Consider the following 21,198-nt stretch of genomic DNA (forward strand, 5'->3'; position numbering starts at 1 on the left):
AAAAATCGCAATCAAATAATATTATGGATGATATCCGGGTCGGCATCGCCGGTATAATCCTTCATCATTTTACGGTATGCTACCGCGATTGCTACACTGGACAAAGGTACGATAAGGAATGAATTGATGATGCTGATAGCCGCTGAAAACATAGCGTATCCCTGGTAGTTGAAATAAATGGACAACACATGAAACAGCGCAAAAAACGACAGCAGCAACAGCAGTCGCGTGAAATTACCACGGGTGATAGCCAGGCTAAACCGGATGGATTTAAACGGCCAGTCGTCACGGTCGATAATGAAAAATGGGAAAAACGAAATGCGTATCCAGGTAATAATAATGGCGATGATACCTACCGATGTGGCTATTTGTATAATAACTTCCATTTGTATCGGTGTATAAATCAGCGGAAAAAACAACACCGCAATGAGTGCGTAAACCAATACGATACACGCAAAAAAGTAGAGCGTAGCAATCAGGAAGTTCACAATCTGCCTGCGGGTTGGCAGCGAATTTTTAATGGACACGTCCTCGTTGTTATTATCGAGAATGCGGAGAATATATTTCAGCAGGGTTAATTGCAGCCCGAAATAAACCAGTATAAAGAACAGGAACATCAAAATATTGATACCTACATTGATTTCGCCGAGGAAAGCGGCCAGGATTTCGGATAAATTCCAGGTAATAAACATCAGCAGGCACAAGCCGGCCACAGATACATAATGTGCCTTAAGCACATCTACAGCCGTTTTTATGACGTCATTAACAGTAAATGTACTGTCTTTTAAAAATTCTATCAGGTGTGTTTTAAGATAACTTTTCTCCATAAATCCTGCATAAATCCAAATCCGTATGCCGCAAGTTGTGTAAAGGCGGCAAATATGCTCAAAAATGCAACTTTTGCCGATTTATTTACACTCCACGAATGGAAAAATATTAACAAAATGTAAACGGCAAGTAAACAGTTACAAAGTACAGCAATTGGCAGGTTAAAAATGTTTGCGGCCATTGTAAAAAATAAAAACAGGGTAAACAGGGCCGGGAAAAAGTGCACCGGTTTAAGCTCTTCCGGAAAATGTTTATAAATATTGATGCGTGCCCGCCCGAAAAAATGCAACTGTTTATAAAATTGGAACAGGCTGGTACGACGCTTATGGTATACTACCGCATTTGGAATCAGGCCGATAGTAAACCCGGAGCGCTGAATGCGGATACTGAATTCGATATCTTCGCCAAGCCGCGTTAAGATATATCCGCCTGTTTTTTCCCATACCTGGCGGGATATACCCATGTTAAAGCTTCGCGGATGAAATTGCCCGATACTTTTTTTATTGCCGCGGATACCACCGGTAGTAAACGGCGAGGTCATGGAATAACTGATGGCTTTTTGAACAGGGGTAAACGACTCATGCGCCGCGTCCGGACCACCGTAAGCGTCTAAAGGATGCTCGTACAGGTAATTCTTTACCGTTTCGAGATACTGTTTAGGAATCAGACAATCCGAATCGAACACAATAAAGTAATCGCCACGGGCCTGTGCAAAACCAAAGTTACGTGAAAATCCCTGTCCCTCGTTCGGCTTATAATAGTAATGCACATCCAGCTTATCGCGATAGCTTTCTACAATGGCACGGGCATCGTTGGTTGAACCATCTTCAATAACCAGCACCTCAAACTGCATATAGGTTTGCCCGGTAAGCGTATGCAGCAACTCATTGATTTCCTGCGGGCGGTTGTATAAGGGAATGATGATGGAGAAAAACATGGGGTTGAGGTGGAAGGTAAAAGGTGGAAGGTTTAAGGCTTACGGTAAAAGGTTTAAGGGGCCTTATGCCTTCAACCCCAAACCTTACGCCTTTATTTACCTACACCCTACTATATTTCTTTTTCTATCTGGTATTTATTTCGTTCATGTGAATTGCGGGATATCAGCTCGGCTACAAACCCGGTTAAAAATAACTGAAAACCTACAATAATGGCTACCAACGCTATGTAAAACAAAGGCTGGTCGGTTACATTGCGATATTTCACGTTATGCGCTATATCTATCAGCTTCTCAGCAATCAGCCAGATGGTGATAATGATACCGGCTAAAAAGCTCAGCACGCCCATTGAGCCGAAAAAGTGCATGGGACGCTTAGCGAATTTACCAACGAAAAATATCGACAATAAATCTAAAAAGCCGTTAATAAACCTGCTGAAGCCGAATTTGGTAGTGCCATACTTGCGGGCTCGATGCTCTACCACCTGCTCGCCAATGTGTTTAAATCCTGCCCATTTAGCAATAACCGGTATATAACGGTGCATTTCGCCGTACACCTCGATACTTTTAACCACATCTTTGCGATAGGCTTTCAGTCCGCAGTTAAAATCATGCAGATTATGTATGCCCGACATTTGCCGGGTTACCGCATTGAATAATTTAGTGGGAATGGTTTTGGTTAAGGGGTCGTAGCGTTTTTGCTTCCAGCCTGAAACCAGGTCAAACTTCTCGTCTACAATCCGATGGTATAAGGTCGGGATTTCATCCGGACTGTCCTGCAAATCGGCATCCATGGTAATGACCACATCGCCGCGACTGGCCTCAAACCCCACATTCAGCGCTGCTGATTTTCCATAATTGCGCCGGAATTTGATTCCCCGCACAGCGGAATAACCGGCTTTTAAATCCTGTATCACTTCCCATGAATTATCGCTGCTGCCATCGTCAACCATAATTACTTCGTACGTGAAACCGTTTTCCTGCATCACACGGTCTATCCATTGTACCAGCTCCGGCAACGATTCGGCTTCATTTAATAAGGGAATAACTACGGATATTTGCATGTTAAGTCAAAAGTCAAAATTAAAAAGTCAAAACTAAAAACAGGTAATAGGTTTAAAATCAATATAAAAACGAATTAACATGACGGTTTATAATTGACTTGACATTGGCTGTTAATTATTTGTTTATGTTATGTATCTCCGGTAGAAAGTAATTGAACAATCTTAGCAATTTAACCATCGGTAATCATAAATCGCAATACTCAATACGCTCTACACAATACCAATTCATAGTCCTTCCGCATCCTGTTCGCTGATTTCGTCTACACGCATGAACATGGGTTTATCTTTTTTAAAGATGGCGGCGAAAATCAGGCTCATTACAAACTCCACGATAATCATCATGCCCAGCGATTTCAGGAAATCACCAATGGAGGGATTAAATTGCGCTTTCATACCTTCTTTCACTTTTTCCAGCACTTCATCAATTTTATCCTGGTCCATTCCTATCCGCTCATACGTGCGGGTAAGGTTATCCACCACGAAACCAATAACTTTATCGTAGGCGCCGGGCTCAATGTACTTGTAAAATATAAATTTAAGCAGCGCATCGGTTATACCGGCAACCAGAGCCATTAAAAATATACCCCGCAATGCATCGCGAAACGACCAATAACCGCCAATCTTACGGCGCATATCGAGGATAAATACGATATAAAGTATAATTGATACTACGATAACGCCCATCCCAAAAGCGGTTGATGCCATTAACGACGGCGACACATAATACACCAGGATATTGATAATAAAGGTTATGATACCTAATATCAATCCGTTATTCCTGGCCGTGGGATTAAGATTTTCTAACGTGGTTTCCATAACTATTTGTTTATGTAGCTGGTTAATAAGGTATACACAAAGATATCCAGTTCTGGTTCGGGAGCGTTAGCCAGAAAGAGCTCTTTCTGCTTTTCTGACGGATTGGCTTCGTTGAAGAAACACATCAGCGAATAGAACAGTTCCTTAATCTCCGAAGTTGCCGGTAGTTCGTTGGCTACCCTTGCAATCTCGGCAAAATTGCTTTCCACCAATATCTGGTTGGCGATAATATCTTCGTAAATGCGATGCTCATCCTGGAACTCGTCTTCATCAACTAACAGGAATTCTTTCAGAAAATCTCCCAGTTCGGGTTCGATACGCTCGTCCTCACATTCTTTTAAATATAGCAATACGTTGAGCAGTTCAGTTCCACGGTCAATGGTTTTATCTTCAATGGCTTCCCATTCGGGCGAATCAAGGTAATCCTCTTCCAGCTTGTTTACATCTTCTGAAAAGAAATTGATGAGCAACAGGTCAAAAAAGACTTCCCGCAAAGCTTCCAGTGTAGGTTCGTCATCAAAAACCTCATCCAGTTCCTCTACCTTCTGCATAAAAGGCTTATCGCTGTTGATAATGGTCAGCAATGTAACCTGAATATCGGTAACATCCCTCCCGCTTACCTTACCGAAAGCCGGCAATGCCGTTTGTATAGCCCGTTGTAATGTATTTTCCATAATAAAAGTTAAAAGTTAAGCCTTCATATCGTGCCTCGTATTGGCGAGGGGCGGGATGTTGGCGGTTCGTTGTTGTTTCGTCTGTCTATTTATTTTAGTTTCTTTATTGCATTGCTATCAAGTAGCGATTTCATTTGCGTTATGGCAGTTTTATTTAGTTGGATAAGTCGTTCGCTTTGTGATAATCCTTGTTGGATAAGCAAAGCGTTTATACTTTCCATATTGCTCAATACTACCAACTGTTCCAATGTCGCATAATCCCTGATGTTGCCATTTTTGTCAGCGTTATTGTCCCGCCATTCTTTGGCTGTAATTCCGAATAGCGCAACGTTTAACAAATCCGCTTCGTTAGCATAAACAAAACTTGCTTGTTGTTTCGTAATTTCTTGCGGTATCAGACTTTCTTTGATTGCATCTGTGTGAATGTGGTAGTTTACTTTTGCTAATGTCCGTTGTAAGTTCCATTCTAATTTCAGGCGACTGTTTTCATCGTCTTTCAGGCGTTGAAACTCATTGATAAGATAAATTTGAAATTCGGGACTTAACCACATTGCAAAATGAAAAGCAATGTCTTTGTGAGCGTAAGTTCCACCATAACGACCTGCTTTCACAATCAGCCCGATTGCTTTTGTACGTTCAATCCATTGTCCTACGGACATTATGAACCTGTTTACACCTGCTTCCTGGTTAATTACCCCGAATTCGGGGTAATTAAAATCCGGGTTCTTGATGTTTTCCCAAACGCCCAAATACTCCAAAGTGTTTTTATTGGTTATCCATTTCCCGATTAAACCGCTTCCTTCGCTGAAACCTAAGGTCATATCAGTCAAACTGATAAAATCGGTTTCATTTTCAGTAATAACCGTAATTGTTGATTGCTTTACCTCTAAAATTCTCCCTTTTGCCATGCCCTAATAGGTAACAAAGATAGTAAAAAACAAATCTGGATTTATTGATTGAAATGACTGCCAACAGTAATACTTACGAAGGTTTTAAAAACTTAGTAAGTCTGATATACTGTATTTTAAAATCCCCTAATACATTTTTACCTGGTTGTTATTGCAAACCAGCAACACCTTACCGGTAAGCTTATTACCAAGATACGGCGAGTTTTGTGATTTTGAAAGATTTGTTTCTCCGGAATATTGCCATTGTGCTTTCGGGTCAACCAGCGCCAGATTTGCTGTAGCCCCAACAGCTATCTCCGGAACGGGCAGGTTAAGGATTCGACGCGGATTTACCGCTACTTTTTCTACTACCTGCTCTATGCTCAGTCCGGCTTGTAAAACTAATGGCAATAATGTTTGCAAGGCGATGATACCGTACGATGCAATCTCAAATTCAATGTTCTTGAATTCAACCTCATGGGGCGTATGCTGCGATACTACCGCGTCAATAGTTCCGTCGTTTAGCCCCTTCAGCAAGGCTTTCACATCAGCTTTAGTGCGCAGGGGCGGCTTCACCTTATAATTGCTGTCGAAATTGGTTACGGCATCTTCCGTAAGCACCAGGTGATGTGCTGCTACATCGCAGGTAACCCGCAATCCTTTCTTTTTCGCCTGACGGATAAGCTCCACACTTTTTGCCGTTGAAACCGTGCTGATGTGAATGCGGCAATCGTTGTATTCGGCCAGGTAAATATCCCGTGCAATCATCAGCTCTTCGGCTAAAGCCGGAATGCCTTTCATCCCCAGGTACGTGCTGGTTTCGCCTTCGTTCATTTTACCGCTTCCCGCGATAGACGGGTCTTCCGGATTCGAAAAAACAAGACCGTCAAAACCTTTGGCGTACAACATCGCCCTGCTCATTAAACCGGAATCGGCTACCGGGCGGTTGCCATCGGTAAAAGCCACAGCGCCTGCCAGGTGCATATCGTACAGCTCGGCCAAATCCTTACCTTCCCGCTTGTAGCTGATGGCTCCCAGCGGAAATACATCGGTTAAATACGGTGCGGCCTTATTGACCAGGTAAGCAACTTCGGCCTTTGAATAAACGGGCGGATTGGTGTTGGGCATCAGGGCGACACCGGTAAAACCACCGGCTGCCGCAGCCTCTGAACCACTTTCCAGGTCCTCCTTTGTTTCAAATCCGGGTTCACCGAAATTAGCGTTCAAATCGAAAAGACCGGGAATAAGGTACTTTCCTTTGGCCTCTACTTCCTGAACGGATTTATCAGCAACCGGTATATTTTTATCAATTGCCTGTATCAAGCCGCCTGCCAGCAGCACATCAACCGTTTTACCATTAAACGATGATTCGGGATGAATAACAGTTACGGATTTAAGCAGAATTTTCTTCATGGACTTTGCTCGATAGGTTTAGGGCCTGAAACCCGGAAAAATTTAATTAACAGTATTTCTATTGCCAGACAAATCAGCGCCAAAATTAGGCAAACTTTCCACAATTGTGTACCTATGGAGGCAGCTTTTATCTGATTTTTCAGTGATGTACTGGCCGGGTCTATCACTTCGGGCCGGGTTTGTATAAACTGACTCTTTAGTTCGGTATTACCGGCATAGCGCATATCCGATTCCAGCCGCGAGGTGTTAAAGGCAAATTTTGCCAATACGCTATCCTGTTTGGTCAGGCTGTAAATGCCGGGTTCTTTCACCTGGTCGGCAATGAATAGTTGTGTTCCGGCATCGGTTTGCCGTAAATCGGGAATAGCTTCAAAATCCTTTTTCACCAGGTGTAACGTCTGGTTGGCATCCAGTCTGACCTTTTCGGTTTCCAGTATTTCATCCACCCCAATGGTGTACGACAGTCGTTTTGCATGTACCGCGGTAAGCGCCGCACGAAGCATTACGGGCACAAACAGGGAATGACGCACGAAATTGCTGGCTTTATCGTCAAGCGGAACGGCCGCTAAATAAACGGAGCCGGATTTCCAGGTATAACGGCATAGAAATGGCTGGTGTCCCGCAAAGGTCATCAGTTCCTGCCGGTTGGTCTGGCTCCGGTTTGTATAGGTAAGATAAGAAGATGCGGCAGGTAAATCCAGGTTCTTCGGAACGGTCTCAAACACATCTTCAAACAGGGAATTTTTAACCGCGATAGCAGAAACTTTAGCAGGCTGATTCACCACCTGCTGCGGAATATCGGCTCCCATACTTTGTAAAAGAGTTCTTAGTTCGTCCATATTCCCCGTAAGGGACGGAAAAACAAACAGGCTGCCACCCTCGGCTACGTAGTTTTGTAGTTGCTGCACCAGTCCCGAAGGAATACTTTGCAAGCCGTCTAAAATAATAAGCGGATAAGCCGGAAGCGAAGCGTAATCGATGTTACCGGCATTGACATCCGTAAGCTTAAAAAACGCATCCGAACGGTAAACGGCCTGCAAATACGGGCTGGGAATGGTGTTGTGTATGGCCAGCACGGATAAAAGCGGCCTAACATAAAAGCTGAAGTAAAAATGGTCGTCAAATGTAATGGGATAGTCTGTTAATGCCACTTCGCCATCCTGCCAGCCTTCACGCAAGCCACTAAAAGTCAGGGTATCCTGCCTGATGCTTCGCGGGGCAATGGAAATGCTGGCAATCGCTTTTTGCACCTTATTGATAAGTACCTTAACCGGGACCTGCTCCGCCTCTTTATCCGAATTATTGTGCAGCCGGATTATCAATTGCTCTTTGTCGCCGGGTTTGTGCACAGCCGAAGCAAACCAAACCGAATCTACCGACAGATTGGGCAGGCTGTTGGCTTCTATTTTTACCAGGTTTACCTGTACGCTGCTGTCGGGTTTGAGCGGTTCGGGCGAAAGCATGTTGGTTTGAAAATCGGACAACACATATAACGCTTTACGCGATTTTGTACCGGTTTTCAGGAAATCCTGCTGCCGCTGTACAATCTGTTTCAGCGTATGGGTCGCGGCGCTTACGCGGATGTCATTTAATAATGCCAGAAACTCATCGCGGTTCACCAGGCGCTGATGCCGGCCCTCAAAATCATTGGTAAGCAGCTGAAAACGGTCGTTGAGGCCATAGGCGGATACAATCTCCTTAGCCCGCCGTTTGGCTTCGTCAAGCAGGGTTCCGTTTTTATTAACGGCTTCCATGCTGTACGAGTTATCAATGAAAATACTTACCACCTGCGATACACCGGCAGCAGCATCGGCCTGCGGCGCCGGGATATAGGGTTTCGCGAAAGCCAGCACGAGAAACACAATAGCCAGGATACGGCTTAGCAAAATGAGTAACTCTTTGAGATTGCGTTTCGACGATGTTTTTTGCTCGACATCTTTCAGGAATTGCACATTACTGAAGTATACTTTTTTGTACTTCCTGAAATTAAATAAATGAATAAGAATCGGTATAGCGACAGCAAACAGGGCGAACAGAAAGCCGGGATACACGAAATTCATTAAGATACAAAGCTACGTTTTTTGATGGCTAATTCAAATTGAGGCTAAGATTGAGGCTGAGGTTAAGGTTAAGAAGCTTATAGGGTTATGAGTTTATGGGGATAAAAGTAATTCGATTGAGTGAAGCTCCGGTTTCGTTTCGTGTCTCCATAAACCGGTATCAGAGAAGTTTCGTGAAGACACGAAACTTGGCCGGAGACGTCAAATTAAGAGCTTTCCCCGGCCTGTCCCCCGACAGGCCGGAACGAATAATGTTGGTCTGTCGGGGACAAGGGGTGGAGCCGGAGGCTTAAGGTAAAACGGACGAAGCTGGAGCTTCGCCCGATCGCTAATTGAATGTTTTAGAGGGGAATATTTAAACTTGACACCCATACGAAGTCCCGGGACAATGACGCCACATTTTTTTAGATGCGTTTGCCTTGATCAGCCCAGAGCCTGGTCAGGCCGGCTGATCATATCCCGCTATGTATGCCCGGTGCTACAGGTGCTCAATGCCCTGTGCGTACATTTCGTCGATCTGCTCGGCATATTTCTTCTCGATCACTTTTCGCTTGGCTTTTAAGGTAGGAGTGATCTCACCGGCCTCGATGGTGAACAGGGTACGCTTGATCTTGAAGTGCTTGATACGTTCAAACTTGGCAAGCTCGGTGGACAGGCGTTTAATATCTTCGGCGATCCAGCTAACAATTTCCTTATCTTCAATAAACAAGTCCGGTTGTTGAAAAAAGTCTTCGGTTACGCCAAATTTTTCCTGCAATGCTTCCTTTGAGGGAATGATAATAGCCGTTACATATTCGCGTTTATCGCCAATCAAGAACAATTGCTCTATGCGCTGGCTTTTCAGGTACGTATTTTCAACGGGAGTAGGATAGATATTTTTGCCAAAGGCGTTAACCAGCATGTTTTTGATCCGGTCGGTGATTTGCAGGTTGCCTTTGAAGAAACGGCCGATATCGCCGGTATGGAACCAGCCATCGGCGTCAATTACCTGTTCGGTTTCTTCCGGCTTGTTCCAGTAGCCCTTCATTACGCAGTGACCACGTACAACAATTTCGCCTTCGGCGCATTCAAAATCGGGTTTGAACGAGTTATGCGTTTGTACCGTTATAAAATTCTTCGTGTCAACATCCTGTATGCCTACCTCAATGCCCGGGATAACACGGCCAACCGTACCGTATACCTGCCGGTGAAATTCGGTAACCGACATCACCGGTGAGGTTTCAGTTAAGCCGAAGCCTTCCAGTATTTTAATGCCCAGGTTGCCAAAAAACTCGCCTACATTTTTAGGTAACGCGGCTCCGCCCGAGATCATAAACTTTAAGCGTCCGCCGGTTTTTTCCTTGATCTTGCTGAATACGAGCTTATCTGCCATTCGCTGCTTCAGTTTCAGCGCAACGCCAGCTTCCCTGCCCGACTCCTTAAGCTTACGGTAGCCTTCGCCGGTTTTCATGGCCCAGTTGAAAATACTTGCTTTAATACCGCCGGCACTGGTGGCACTTTTTACCGCTTTGTCATGTATCCGTTCAAGCAAACGGGGTACCACGTTCATTACGGTTGGTCTTACCTCGGCCATATTTCGGGCTAACAATTCCAGGCTTTGCGCAAAAGCGATTTTGCAGCCTTTAGCACAACAAACATGGTACGTTGCTGTTCGCTCAAACACGTGCGAAAGGGGCAGGAACGATAGGAAAGTCTCATCGTTATCCAGTACGGGTATCTGTTCGAGGCAAACCTTTACATTCTCAACAAAGTTGGAGTGGGTCAGCATAACGCCTTTCGGGATACCGGTAGTGCCGGAAGTATAGATCAAGGAAGAGATATCCGAAGGCATAATCGCTTCCCGTAAGGCGGTAATCTGGTCTTTGTATTTGCTCAGGCACTTGTGACCCTCGTCAATCAGTGTTTTTAAGCCGATAATACCGGCGTTAACAGCATGTCCCTGCACGTGGTTGGCATAGTCGTCAAATACAGGAACAATACGTTGCAGATCGGGGCAGTTGTTGGCTATTCGTATTATTTTTTTAAACAGGAATACGCTTCCTACCAATATCACCCGGGCGCCTGAATCTACCAGGATATATTCCATTTCCGATTCGGACAGGGTAGGATATATCGATACGTTAACGGCGCCTATCTGTTGCAGCGCCTGGTCATAGAATACATATTCGGGTGAGTTCTCTATCAGCAGGGACAGCCTGTCGCCTTTGGTAATACCCATTTCCAGGAACCAGGCCGATATGGCATCGGCAGTGCTCAATACATCGCGATAGCTTATTTCCTGCCAGCTTTCTCCCGATTTATGCAGCAGGAAAGGATGGGTGTCCGGATGGATATATTTAACTACGTTTCGCAACAGATTAGGAACGGTACTATAGTCAATTGGCTGGCTCATTTGTCAACAGGTTAGTTTTGGCAATATTACAGAATAGTCTAAAAAAACAAAAGAGGCTAAATTTAGCCTCTTTTATCATAAAATTAATAGATTTTTTATACTGAAAAGCTTTCTCCGCAACCGCAGGTACGGGACGCATTAGGGTTTTGAAAATTAAACCCTTTGCCATTCAATCCGTCGCTGAAATCAAGCTCTGTACCGGCCAGGTATAAAAAGGATTTCATATCTAATGCTATGCGGATGCCTTTATCTTCAAAAAACTGGTCGCCGGGCTTTTCTTCATTATCAAAATCGAGATTATAAGATAACCCGGAACATCCACCTCCTTTTACAGATACCCTTAAAAAATAAGAGTTATCCAATCCGGAGCTACTCATCAGTTCTTCTATCTTGCCTTTTGCTTTATCTGTTATGGTTACCATATCTTGTTCGTATTGCGTAATGAAGCCTCACCAGGTATTGAGTAGTGGGTATTGAGCCTTACGCCCTAAACCTTCTACCTTTTGCCTTTCTATTAATGGTGCGATTTTTCAGCTTCCAATGGTTCTAAACCATTTTTAACCCTGTAATCATTAATGGCGGCTTTAATAGCGTCTTCGGCTAAAACAGAGCAATGGATCTTTACCGGCGGAAGTGCCAGCTCTTCAACAATATCCATATTATCTATTTTAACTGCTTCGTCAATGGTTTTGCCTTTTAACCATTCTGTAGCCAGCGAAGAGGATGCAATAGCCGAACCGCAGCCAAATGTTTTGAATTTAGCGTCGGTAATGGTATTATTTGCATCAACTTCAATCTGCAAGCGCATAACGTCGCCACATTCAGGCGCACCTACCAACCCTGTGCCTACGTTGTTCTTGTTTTTATCAAGCGTACCCACATTCCGTGGATTGGTGTAATGATCAATAACTTTATCTGAATATGCCATCTTTATTTACAATTTGCGATTTTAGATTGGTGATTTCCTTTCTAAAATCAGTTTTACTTTTATTCAATTTATAAGATCTACAAAATCGTATTTCGTAAATCTGAAATCTGTAATTCTCTTAATGTTCTGCCCACTCTATCTTATCAAGATCTATGCCTTCTTTAAACATTTCCCACAAAGGCGACAGATCACGCAGGTGATTAACCGCTTTTTTGGTCTGTTCAATGGCATAGTCAATTTCTTCCTCGGTAGTAAATCGTCCAAGTCCAAAACGGATGGACGAATGTGCCAAATCGTCAGACAAGCCTAGGCTTTTTAGTACGTATGATGGTTCTAATGAAGCCGATGTACAGGCCGAACCGGAAGAAACGGCTAAATCTTTCATGGCCATCATCAGGCCTTCGCCTTCTACATACTTAAAGGATATGTTGGCTACGTGAGGCAGACGATGTTCTATATTTCCGTTTACGTAACTTTCTTCGAGTTCCAGCAGCGAATTTTGCAGCTTATCGCGTAAAGCGGAAAGACGTTTGGCTTCATCGGCCATTTCTAAACGGCAAAGCTCGCAGGCTTTACCGAAGCCAACAATGCCCGGCACATTCAACGTTCCTGAACGCATGCCCCGTTCATGACCACCGCCATCCATTTGTGCCGTAACTTTAACCCGTGGATTTTTACGGCGTACATACAGTGCGCCAACCCCTTTAGGGCCATACATTTTATGGGCGCTGAAAGCCATCAGGTCAATGCCGTCTTCAATAACATTTACCGGTATCTTACCAACAGCTTGTGTGGCATCTGTGAAGAATAATGCACCGTGCTTATGTGCAATGGCAGAAATTTCCTTGACAGGCTGAATAACGCCGATCTCATTGTTGCCGTACATAATAGCAACCAGGATGGTCTGATCGGTAATGGCATCTTCAAGCTGCTGCAAATCAATTAAACCATCGGTTTTTACCGGCAGGTAAGTTACCCTGGCGCCCAGTTTTTCAAGATGCTTGCAGGCGTCAAGTACGGCCTTATGCTCGGTAACACAGGTAATAATATGATTACCTTTATCTTTATACATTTCAAACACACCTTTAAGGGCCAGGTTATCTGATTCGGTAGCACCGGATGTAAAGATAATTTCCTTTTCGTTGGCTCCAACCAGCTTAGCTACCTGCTCGCGACTGTAGTCAACAGCTTCTTCGGCAACCCATCCGAAAGCATGGTTACGGCTGGCCGCATTACCAAATTTCTGGTTGAAATAAGGTAACATGGCATCCAGTACTCTGGGGTCCATCGGTGTGGTCGCATTATTGTCTAAATATATGGGAAGATTCATTTTATTAGTGTGTTAGATTGAGTCTAAATTCAGTACAAATATACGAATTATATTTTCAGTAGTTATCAACAATATCTATGCTGGTATAGATAAACACGTCATTTTTATGACATTTTTACAGCTGTTTAACGTTCAAAACCGAACAAAGTTTCATTGCCATTTGTGCGGCCGGTGTACATTCCCGAGATCAGTTCCGCAGCCATCACGCTAAAGGTGATGCCGTTGCCTCCGTAACCCAATGCAAAGTAGGTATGGGGTACATCTTTATGCGTACCGATGTAAGGCAGACTGTCTTTGGTTTCGGCAAATGTACCGCACCAATAGTAATCTGCTTTGGTTTGGATATGCGGAAATACTTCGTTTAGGCGTTTCATTAACCGGTTTGTTTTACGCTCTAACAGGCTATCGCGTAAACGCGGATCTTTAAACTTCTCATCGCCGCCGCCAATAATTATACGGTTGTCTGGCGTGGTGCGCAGGTAATGATACGGGCGGGCAGTTTCCCATATCAGGCACTGTTCAGGCCAGAGCATTTGCGTTGTTACCGGTTCTGTAATCAGGGCATAGGTGGAGTTTAGCTGAATGTTTTTCTCCGTCAGGAAAAATGACGATTCATACCCCGGAGCGCAAACCATTTTAGCCGCTTTAACAGTCAGTCCATCAGCTGTATGCAAGATAACGCCATCAGGCTCGTAAGCTATTTTAACAACCTCAGTACGTTCAAAAACCTTTAATCCCGAATGGATAATATGATGCTGTAAGAGTGCGTGACTTAGTTTATAGGCGTCTGTATCGGCAGATACCTGGTTGTACAATGCTCCCGGAGCCTTGATGTTAAAGCCCTGCTGCAATTCGTCTTTGGTCATAAATTCTACAGGCAGTCCATATTGTTGTCTTACCTGGTATTCTTTTTCAATATCGCGTAAGCCTTTTTTATCTGATGCCAGGTACAGGCTTGAGCGTTGCCTGAAATCGCAGTCGATATGCAGGCTGCTGATAATATTTTCCAGGTTGCGGATGCTTTGCAGCGATAGCTGGTAACTTTTCACGGCTTTCTCGATGCCGAGTATTTCGATGAGCCGGAAGAGCGGCATATCTGTTTCGTATTGCAATAAGCAGGTGCTTGCACAGGTGCTTCCGGTGCAGGCAGTGCGTTTATCTACAATAAGGCATTTCACACCGGCTTCGCACAGGAAATGTGCTGTTAAAGCACCGGATATACCCGAGCCGACAATAACGACTTCTGTTTCGGCAGATGTTTCTAATTTCGGATAATTAAACGGCAGGCCGTTTTTCACCATCCACCACGGATAGCCGGATTTAAGGTTCATAGCACATTAAACTTTACAATTAATTTTTAGTTTTATTTTTAATTGCTATATTTGCGCCTCTTAAAAAGTTTTGAATCATCATGAAGGCTGACTTACATCCGAAAAATTATAGATTAGTAGTATTTAAAGATATGTCTAATGACTATGCTTTTTTAACAAAATCATGCATAGATACCAAAGAGACTATCACATGGGAAGATGGCAATGAGTATCCTCTGGTAAAGCTGGAAATTTCGCATACCTCGCATCCTTTCTATACCGGTAAGATGAAACTGGTAGACACTGCCGGACGTATTGACAAATTCCGCAGCCGTTACGCTAAAAAGTAAGAAGAAATTTTTTCTAACATATTAAATCCCGTTGCTACCAACGGGATTTTTTTATTTTTGCCCAATGAATGTAATCCTGTTTGACGATTCTGCTCACGAATCCTTACTGCCGCTTACTTTTACACGTCCCGTGGCCCAGGTTCGGGTGGGCATATTGACCATTGCCGAAAAATGGGCTAAATGGTTAAACAGCGAAGTTTCTTACCAGACAGCCGATTACCTGTCGCAAAAGTTCCCGGTAAAAACAGTCCAGGTTAATATATTTATTAATGGCTCGGTTTGCCCGGATGAATTTCTGGCTGAGGCGATAGAAAAGCTTGCCGTGGGCGAGGCTTTGCTGGCCAATGATGTTATAGTGGCTGTAAAAACTACCGCCGGTAATTTGGATATTACGGAATTATCACCATACAAACCGGTTTCATTCAGTCAAACGATATCGCGGGTTATTTATCCCGAAGATATTTTCAGGATGAACGATGCCGAGCTTAAAAAAGATTTTGCCCTGTTAACAAAAGGTCGCAGCAGCGCTAATCTAAGTAGTACCAATATCCTTATTGGCGATGAAATTTTTGTGGAAGAAGGTGCAGAGGCCGATTGCTCCACGTTTAATACGAGAATGGGGCCGGTTTACTTAGGCAAAAATTCGCAGGTGTGGGAAGGCTGTCATATTCGTGGTTCATTTGCGTTATGCAATGATTCGCAGGTGAAGATGGGAGCGAAAATCTATAGCGGAACTACCATTGGGCCTTACTGCCGGGTTGGTGGCGAAATCAATAATGCCGTTATTTTCGGTTATTCGTCCAAAGGTCACGAGGGTTATTTAGGTAATTCGGTTTTAGGCGAATGGTGCAACATCGGCGCAGACAGCAATAATTCTAACCTGAAGAATAATTATGCCGAAGTACGTTTATGGGATTATAAAAAAGGTGTTTTCCGTAAAACCGGCTTACAGTTTTGCGGGTTGATTATGGCCGACCACTCCAAGTGCGCTATTAATACCATGTTTAATACCGGAACGGTAGTAGGAGTAAGCGCCAATATATTTGGAGCAGGATTTCCGAGGAATTTTATCCCCGATTTTTCCTGGGGCGGTGCGCACGGTTTTGAAGTATATGGCCTTAATAAGATGTTTGATACCACTACCCGTGTTTTTGAGCGGAGAAACAAAGTATTAGACGAAACAGAAAAACAACTATTGACCAAAGTTTTTGAATTAACAGAATCATACAGGAGATTTTAAAACAGATTATATTATGAGAAAAAAAATTGTTGCCGGTAACTGGAAAATGAATATGGACTATACTTCAGGCCTGAGCCTTTTTTCTGAAGTATTGAATATGGTGAAAGATGAAGTAACCGGAACTCAGGAAGTGGTTGTTTGTGCGCCATTTATCCATTTACAAAGTTTATCGCAGCTGGCTGCACAGCAAAGCCGTGTAACCATTGGAGCTCAGAATTGCCACCAGGCAGAGTCTGGTGCTTATACGGGTGAAATTTCGGCTGCCATGTTGCGTTCAGTAGGCGTTAGCTATGTAATTTTAGGCCATTCAGAGCGCCGGCAGTATTTTGGTGAAACCGATGCTTTACTGGCAGAAAAGGTAAATGTAGCGCTGAAAAATAACCTGAAACCTATTTTCTGTATCGGTGAAACGTTAGATGAACGTAACAGCGGAAAATATTTTGATGTAATTAAAAGGCAGTTGGGAGATGGTATCTTTCATCTTTCAGATGCCGATTTTAGCAAACTGGTTATCGCTTACGAACCCGTTTGGGCCATAGGAACCGGTTTGACCGCTACACCGGAACAGGCACAGGAAGTACATGCCTTTATCCGGAAAGAATTAGCTGCCAAATATGGTGAAGCTATCGCTAACGATACTACAATTTTATACGGCGGAAGCTGTAATCCTAAAAATGCCGCGGATTTATTCTCACAGGCTGATATTGATGGCGGTCTTATCGGAGGCGCATCCTTAAAGTCGCGTGACTTTACCGATATTATCAAAGCCTTTAACTAATTCAAAAGTTAAAATTCAAAAGTAAAAAGGCTAATGCACACAAGCCGGCCTGTATAATTCTATTAAGATGAGTCTAATAATAATAGATTGCTTCGCTGCACTCGCAATGACGAACATAGGAGCGTCTTTGCGAACTGAAGGGGCGGATGTGTGTATTAGGGTGAAGCAATCTTATGTAAGATGTGGTAATCAAAAAATTGCAGTCGGATTTAGATTATATTAATGAATTATTTAGAGCTTGTTTTTACGATCCGGGCAGCAGAAAGCTTTTACCAGGATTTGATTATTGATGCTTTGGCCGGTATCGGTTTCGATACGTTCCAGGAAACAGATACCGGTTTTAGCGCATACATTCCCCAACCCGATTTTAATCCCGAAAAATTGGCCGAAGTGCTGGCCGGGTTTCCTTCTGCCATAACAATATCATACCAGGTTAACCAGATAGCGCAGCAAAACTGGAACGAAGTATGGGAAAGCAATTTCGAGCCTATCATCATTGGCAATATCTGCTACGTCCGGGCAACATTTCATACCCCGCATCCGGAATATCCTTACGAAATTGTCATAGACCCTAAAATGGCGTTCGGCACCGGACATCATCAAACAACCACGTTAATGATGCGGTACATGTTAAAAACTGATTTTAAGGATAAAACAGTGCTGGATATGGGCTGCGGAACCGGTATTCTGGCTATTCTGGCCGAAAAATTAGGCGCCCGGCAAATTACAGCTATTGATTACGACCCCGTATGTTATGAAAGTACGCTCGAAAATAGTACGCTCAACTCCTGTGCAAATATCAGCGCTTTATGCGGTTCTAAAGAAGCAATCCCCTTGCAAACCAGCTTCGACATTATTTTGGCAAATATAAACCGCAATATTTTACTGGATCAGATTGAGCAGTATGCCCGTGTGTCAAAACCGGGAACATTATTGTTTCTGAGTGGATTTTACGAGAAACCCGACCTTGAAATAATTAAAGACCATTCAGAGCGTTACGGATATATATTAAGTGATTTTCAGCAGTTAAATAACTGGGTAGCAGCGAAATTTACAAAATTGTAAATTTATGTACCTGGTATGCATTCTTAACTTTTCGGTATAGAAAATAGTTATCTTTGTACTTATGTTTTTACATTTTATCGCCATTGGCGGAAGCGCCATGCATAACCTCGCCATCGCTCTTAAGAAAAAAGGTTATACAATAACAGGCTCTGACGATGAAATTGTTGAACCTTCAGCATCGCGTTTAGCGAAATACGGCCTATTGCCTGATAAAATGGGCTGGGATGTAAATCGTATTCATCGGGGCCTGGATGGCGTTATTTTGGGTATGCATGCCAGGGTGGATAACCCGGAATTGTTAAAAGCGTTAGAGCTGGGTGTTAAAGTGTATTCGTACCCTGAATACATTTATGAACAGTCCAGGCAGAAAAAACGGGTGGTAATAGGCGGAAGCCACGGTAAAACTACCATTACGTCGATGGTTATGCACGTGCTGCAGGCTAATGATCAGGATTTTGATTATCTGGTGGGAGCGCAGCTTGCCGGATTTGATACCATGGTGAAAATTACCGAACAGGCACCGGTAATGATCATAGAAGGCGACGAATATCTGGCTTCGGCCATAGACAGGCGTCCGAAATTTCATTTATATCATGCAGATATTGGCGTGATCAGCGGTATTGCCTGGGATCATATCAACGTATTTCCAACGTTTGAAGATTATGAAAAACAGTTCAGCATCTTTATCGATACTATAACCGAAAATGGTACGCTGATCTATTGTAAAGAAGATGAGGAACTGGTTAAAGTTGTTGAAGAAAGCAAGAACAAGATAAGCAAAGTAGGTTATGGCGTGCCCGATTTTATAATAGATAATGGAAAAACTTACCTGTTAAATGGTAGTGAACAGGTAAAGCTACAGGTATTCGGTAAACATAATTTGCTGAACATTAATGCTGCAAAACAGGTATGTGCCGGGCTGGGAATTACCGGTAAACAATTTTACCAGGCCATACAATCTTTTAAGGGAGCGGCAAGGAGGCTGGAATTACTGGGCGAAAATCAGGACACTGCTGTCTATAAGGATTTTGCACATTCGCCATCTAAGCTCAAAGCTACGCTGACGGCCGTAAAAGAGCAATATCCCGGCAGGGAGTTAGTAGCTGTAATAGAATTACATACGTTTAGCAGCCTGAACGAAACATTTTTAAAAGAATATGCACACAGTATGGATAGCGCTGATGTTGCTATTGTGTACATAGATGACCACACTTTTGAACACAAAAAGCTTAAGCCGTATGATGAAAACACCGTAAAACAAGCGTTTGCTAACGATAGATTAAATTTTTTTAACAATATCAAAATATTGGAGCGGTTTTTGACAACTATTAATCATAAAGGTAAAAACTTGCTTTTGATGAGTTCGGGAAGTTTTAGTGGTATGGACTTGAATAACTTAACTAAGGAAGTTTTAAATTAAAATAATATACACTAAAAATAGAATAATAATTAATAATGAAAACGTTAGGAAAAAAGATTCGTTTGCTGAGACATCAGAACGGTTGGAGCCAGGAAGACGTGGCAAAGAGATTGGAAATATCTATTCCCGCATTTTCTAAAATAGAAACAGGTATAACAGATGTGAACCTATCGCGTCTGGAGCAGATTGCTGCGTTATTCGAAATGAGCGTAGTACAACTGCTTACTTTTAATGATACCCAGGAGCAGGAAAAGTACATGTCAGAATTAGAAGAAATGACCAAGAAATTGCAGGAAAGAGAAGCCGAAGTTATTGATCTCCAGAAAAAGATCATCGAGCTGTTTGAAGAGATCAGAAGCAGCAAAAAATCTTCCACGTAATAAGTTCAACCGCATTCTAAGGAAGGTGTCTAAAAAGCTCCCGTCATCCCGATCCCGGGGTTTCGGAGTGGGATCTCCAACCAGAAGGGTTTGGCCGGAGATTTTGCTTCGCAGCTACTTCGTGGTCTCCTCTTCCCGATCCCGTACGTACAGAAGGGATCGTCGAAATGACAATGCCTTTTGACTTTTTAGACACCCTTTAAAAGATCTTGCGCATGGTAACATGCTTTTTACCAAAAGTTGCGCCGGTGGCCTCATGAATAGCCAGCATTTTTTCATTAAAATCGCCAACCCACGATAGCTCAAGCTCATCGTAACGGTTTAATGGCAGTACGTACTCCTTGAGCTTAATAAACATTGCCGACTCCAACCCGTGGCGTTGATAAGCCTGTTTGGTACCCATTACAATAGCCCGCATCCGCGATATTTTCTTATAGCGCCGGTAGTATAAAAACTTCAGCTTTTCAATAAATCCTAACTTGCCCTTTAACGGTTTAATGATCTGGTTGGCATCAGGCAGGATCAGGATGAAAGAAGCCGGCTCACCATTCACGTATGCAAACCAGATCAGGTTTTCATCCATAATGATCTTCATTTTATTGAAGCTCTCCAGTATGGTGTTTTGATTGATAGGTACAAAATTGGGAAAATCTTTCCACGCATCGTTGTAGATTTCCATAAAGTCTGCAGCAAACTTTTCAAACCGTTGGGTATCCAAATGCTCGAAAGTATAGCCCGGCTTTTTCATTACCCATTCTGCAATCCTGGTAAACCGTTCCGGAAAGGGCTTATGGACACTTAAATGATTGGTTATTTGCTCGTACAGTGTTTTAAAACCATAACAGGAAAAGAGCTGGTAATAATAAGGTGCATTATAATTCATGCCAAATGAAGGCGGAGTGAATCCGTCAACCAATAACCCCCAAAAAGTATCGTTCTCACCAAAATTAATAGGCCCATCCATGGCCTTCATACCTTTATTTTGCAGCCAGTTTTTAGCCGTATCAAATAGCAGGTTGGCTGCCTGCTGATCATCAATACATTCAAAAAAACCAATACCGCCGGTCGGCTGCTCAAATGTGTAAGCCTTTTCGTAGTTAATAAAAGCAGCTATACGACCGATGAGCTTGCCGCGGTTGTCGCGTAATATCCAGCGGGTTACCGTGCCATGCCTGTGAAAATTGTTTTTTTGAGGGTCAAACACCGCCTCGGTGTCGCTATCCAGCGGACACACCCAAGCGTCATCATGCTTGTATAAGATCCTCGGCAGATTCAGAAAATCTTTCCGGTCTTTTTTTGTTATAACCTCGCTGATGATCATAGCTCTAA

20 protein-coding genes are annotated in these 21,198 nt (G+C 43.3%); 6 read left to right on the plus strand and 14 right to left on the minus strand.

The window, feature by feature from the left end; genetic code table 11:
* Positions 1-11 precede the first annotated feature (11 nt).
* From FW774_RS08305 to FW774_RS08365, 13 genes are all read right to left on the minus strand, one after another.
* The gene (locus FW774_RS08305) at positions 12-827 is read right to left on the minus strand and encodes a hypothetical protein (protein ID WP_242457770.1); all 816 of its coding nucleotides are present in this window, start codon (positions 825-827) and stop codon (positions 12-14) included.
* Entirely contained in the window at positions 797-1,765 is a 969-nt protein-coding gene (locus tag FW774_RS08310; RefSeq protein WP_149347697.1) for a glycosyltransferase, read from the minus strand. Before FW774_RS08310 ends, FW774_RS08305 begins: the two co-directional genes overlap by 31 nt.
* Before the next feature lie 110 nt (positions 1,766-1,875).
* Entirely contained in the window at positions 1,876-2,826 is a 951-nt protein-coding gene (locus tag FW774_RS08315) for a glycosyltransferase family 2 protein (RefSeq protein ID WP_149347698.1), read from the minus strand.
* A 225-nt stretch (positions 2,827-3,051) separates the two neighbouring features.
* Positions 3,052-3,642, minus strand: a complete 591-nt coding sequence (locus FW774_RS08320) for a DUF4199 domain-containing protein (protein WP_149347699.1) — start codon at positions 3,640-3,642, stop codon at positions 3,052-3,054.
* A gap of 2 nt (positions 3,643-3,644) precedes the next feature.
* A complete protein-coding gene (locus FW774_RS08325; protein ID WP_242457771.1) occupies positions 3,645-4,316 on the minus strand; it encodes a hypothetical protein in 672 nt (223 codons plus the stop codon).
* Between the two features lie 89 nt (positions 4,317-4,405).
* Positions 4,406-5,224 carry a KilA-N domain-containing protein gene (locus FW774_RS08330; protein WP_149347701.1) on the minus strand — a complete coding sequence of 273 codons (819 nt, stop codon included), beginning with the start codon at positions 5,222-5,224 and terminating at the stop codon, positions 4,406-4,408.
* Positions 5,225-5,350: 126 nt separating this feature from the next.
* Positions 5,351-6,616 (minus strand): dihydroorotase, encoded by a 1,266-nt coding sequence (locus tag FW774_RS08335; RefSeq protein WP_149347702.1) that lies wholly within the window; start codon positions 6,614-6,616, stop codon positions 5,351-5,353.
* Positions 6,613-8,676, minus strand: a complete 2,064-nt coding sequence (locus FW774_RS08340; RefSeq protein WP_149347703.1) for a BatA domain-containing protein — start codon at positions 8,674-8,676, stop codon at positions 6,613-6,615. Before FW774_RS08340 ends, FW774_RS08335 begins: the two co-directional genes overlap by 4 nt.
* Before the next feature lie 478 nt (positions 8,677-9,154).
* A complete protein-coding gene (locus FW774_RS08345; protein WP_149347704.1) occupies positions 9,155-11,068 on the minus strand; it encodes an AMP-dependent synthetase/ligase in 1,914 nt (637 codons plus the stop codon).
* A gap of 95 nt (positions 11,069-11,163) precedes the next feature.
* A complete protein-coding gene (locus tag FW774_RS08350; protein WP_149347705.1) occupies positions 11,164-11,490 on the minus strand; it encodes a HesB/IscA family protein in 327 nt (108 codons plus the stop codon).
* A gap of 92 nt (positions 11,491-11,582) precedes the next feature.
* A complete protein-coding gene (gene iscU, locus FW774_RS08355) occupies positions 11,583-11,996 on the minus strand; it encodes a Fe-S cluster assembly scaffold IscU (protein WP_149347706.1) in 414 nt (137 codons plus the stop codon).
* A 118-nt stretch (positions 11,997-12,114) separates the two neighbouring features.
* Positions 12,115-13,326, minus strand: a complete 1,212-nt coding sequence (locus FW774_RS08360) for an IscS subfamily cysteine desulfurase (RefSeq protein WP_149347707.1) — start codon at positions 13,324-13,326, stop codon at positions 12,115-12,117.
* Between the two features lie 125 nt (positions 13,327-13,451).
* Positions 13,452-14,657 (minus strand): NAD(P)/FAD-dependent oxidoreductase, encoded by a 1,206-nt coding sequence (locus FW774_RS08365; protein ID WP_149347708.1) that lies wholly within the window; start codon positions 14,655-14,657, stop codon positions 13,452-13,454.
* An 80-nt stretch (positions 14,658-14,737) separates the two neighbouring features.
* Here FW774_RS08365 and FW774_RS08370 point away from each other — a divergent pair, with 80 nt between their 5' ends.
* From FW774_RS08370 to FW774_RS08395, 6 genes are all read left to right on the plus strand, one after another.
* Complete coding sequence (locus FW774_RS08370; protein ID WP_149347709.1) at positions 14,738-14,986, plus strand: type B 50S ribosomal protein L31; 249 nt, start codon at positions 14,738-14,740, stop codon at positions 14,984-14,986.
* A 64-nt stretch (positions 14,987-15,050) separates the two neighbouring features.
* Positions 15,051-16,226, plus strand: a complete 1,176-nt coding sequence (locus FW774_RS08375) for a GlmU family protein (RefSeq protein WP_149347710.1) — start codon at positions 15,051-15,053, stop codon at positions 16,224-16,226.
* A 13-nt stretch (positions 16,227-16,239) separates the two neighbouring features.
* The gene (tpiA, locus tag FW774_RS08380) at positions 16,240-17,004 is read left to right on the plus strand and encodes a triose-phosphate isomerase (RefSeq protein WP_149347711.1); all 765 of its coding nucleotides are present in this window, start codon (positions 16,240-16,242) and stop codon (positions 17,002-17,004) included.
* A 222-nt stretch (positions 17,005-17,226) separates the two neighbouring features.
* The gene (prmA, locus tag FW774_RS08385) at positions 17,227-18,069 is read left to right on the plus strand and encodes a 50S ribosomal protein L11 methyltransferase (protein ID WP_149347712.1); all 843 of its coding nucleotides are present in this window, start codon (positions 17,227-17,229) and stop codon (positions 18,067-18,069) included.
* Positions 18,070-18,130: 61 nt separating this feature from the next.
* Positions 18,131-19,489: a UDP-N-acetylmuramate--L-alanine ligase gene (locus FW774_RS08390; protein ID WP_149347713.1), complete on the plus strand. Its 1,359-nt coding sequence runs from the start codon at positions 18,131-18,133 to the stop codon at positions 19,487-19,489.
* A gap of 35 nt (positions 19,490-19,524) precedes the next feature.
* Entirely contained in the window at positions 19,525-19,869 is a 345-nt protein-coding gene (locus FW774_RS08395) for a helix-turn-helix domain-containing protein (RefSeq protein WP_149347714.1), read from the plus strand.
* Between the two features lie 199 nt (positions 19,870-20,068).
* Here the strand turns inward: FW774_RS08395 and FW774_RS08400 are convergent, their stop codons facing one another.
* Entirely contained in the window at positions 20,069-21,190 is a 1,122-nt protein-coding gene (locus FW774_RS08400) for a GNAT family N-acetyltransferase (protein WP_149347715.1), read from the minus strand.
* Positions 21,191-21,198 lie beyond the last annotated feature (8 nt).

Source organism: Pedobacter sp. BS3, assembly GCF_008274585.1.
GTDB lineage: Bacteria > Bacteroidota > Bacteroidia > Sphingobacteriales > Sphingobacteriaceae > Hufsiella_A.

Coding starts and splice junctions, on each gene's coding strand:
- FW774_RS08305 (WP_242457770.1), bottom strand. CDS start 827: ATGGAGAAAAGTTATCTTAAAACACACCTGATAGAATTTTTAAAAGAC.
- FW774_RS08310 (WP_149347697.1), bottom strand. CDS start 1,765: ATGTTTTTCTCCATCATCATTCCCTTATACAACCGCCCGCAGGAAATC.
- FW774_RS08315 (WP_149347698.1), bottom strand. CDS start 2,826: ATGCAAATATCCGTAGTTATTCCCTTATTAAATGAAGCCGAATCGTTG.
- FW774_RS08320 (WP_149347699.1), bottom strand. CDS start 3,642: ATGGAAACCACGTTAGAAAATCTTAATCCCACGGCCAGGAATAACGGA.
- FW774_RS08325 (WP_242457771.1), bottom strand. CDS start 4,316: ATGGAAAATACATTACAACGGGCTATACAAACGGCATTGCCGGCTTTC.
- FW774_RS08330 (WP_149347701.1), bottom strand. CDS start 5,224: ATGGCAAAAGGGAGAATTTTAGAGGTAAAGCAATCAACAATTACGGTT.
- FW774_RS08335 (WP_149347702.1), bottom strand. CDS start 6,616: ATGAAGAAAATTCTGCTTAAATCCGTAACTGTTATTCATCCCGAATCA.
- FW774_RS08340 (WP_149347703.1), bottom strand. CDS start 8,676: ATGAATTTCGTGTATCCCGGCTTTCTGTTCGCCCTGTTTGCTGTCGCT.
- FW774_RS08345 (WP_149347704.1), bottom strand. CDS start 11,068: ATGAGCCAGCCAATTGACTATAGTACCGTTCCTAATCTGTTGCGAAAC.
- FW774_RS08350 (WP_149347705.1), bottom strand. CDS start 11,490: ATGGTAACCATAACAGATAAAGCAAAAGGCAAGATAGAAGAACTGATG.
- iscU (WP_149347706.1), bottom strand. CDS start 11,996: ATGGCATATTCAGATAAAGTTATTGATCATTACACCAATCCACGGAAT.
- FW774_RS08360 (WP_149347707.1), bottom strand. CDS start 13,326: ATGAATCTTCCCATATATTTAGACAATAATGCGACCACACCGATGGAC.
- FW774_RS08365 (WP_149347708.1), bottom strand. CDS start 14,657: ATGAACCTTAAATCCGGCTATCCGTGGTGGATGGTGAAAAACGGCCTG.
- FW774_RS08370 (WP_149347709.1), top strand. CDS start 14,738: ATGAAGGCTGACTTACATCCGAAAAATTATAGATTAGTAGTATTTAAA.
- FW774_RS08375 (WP_149347710.1), top strand. CDS start 15,051: ATGAATGTAATCCTGTTTGACGATTCTGCTCACGAATCCTTACTGCCG.
- tpiA (WP_149347711.1), top strand. CDS start 16,240: ATGAGAAAAAAAATTGTTGCCGGTAACTGGAAAATGAATATGGACTAT.
- prmA (WP_149347712.1), top strand. CDS start 17,227: ATGAATTATTTAGAGCTTGTTTTTACGATCCGGGCAGCAGAAAGCTTT.
- FW774_RS08390 (WP_149347713.1), top strand. CDS start 18,131: ATGTTTTTACATTTTATCGCCATTGGCGGAAGCGCCATGCATAACCTC.
- FW774_RS08395 (WP_149347714.1), top strand. CDS start 19,525: ATGAAAACGTTAGGAAAAAAGATTCGTTTGCTGAGACATCAGAACGGT.
- FW774_RS08400 (WP_149347715.1), bottom strand. CDS start 21,190: ATGATCATCAGCGAGGTTATAACAAAAAAAGACCGGAAAGATTTTCTG.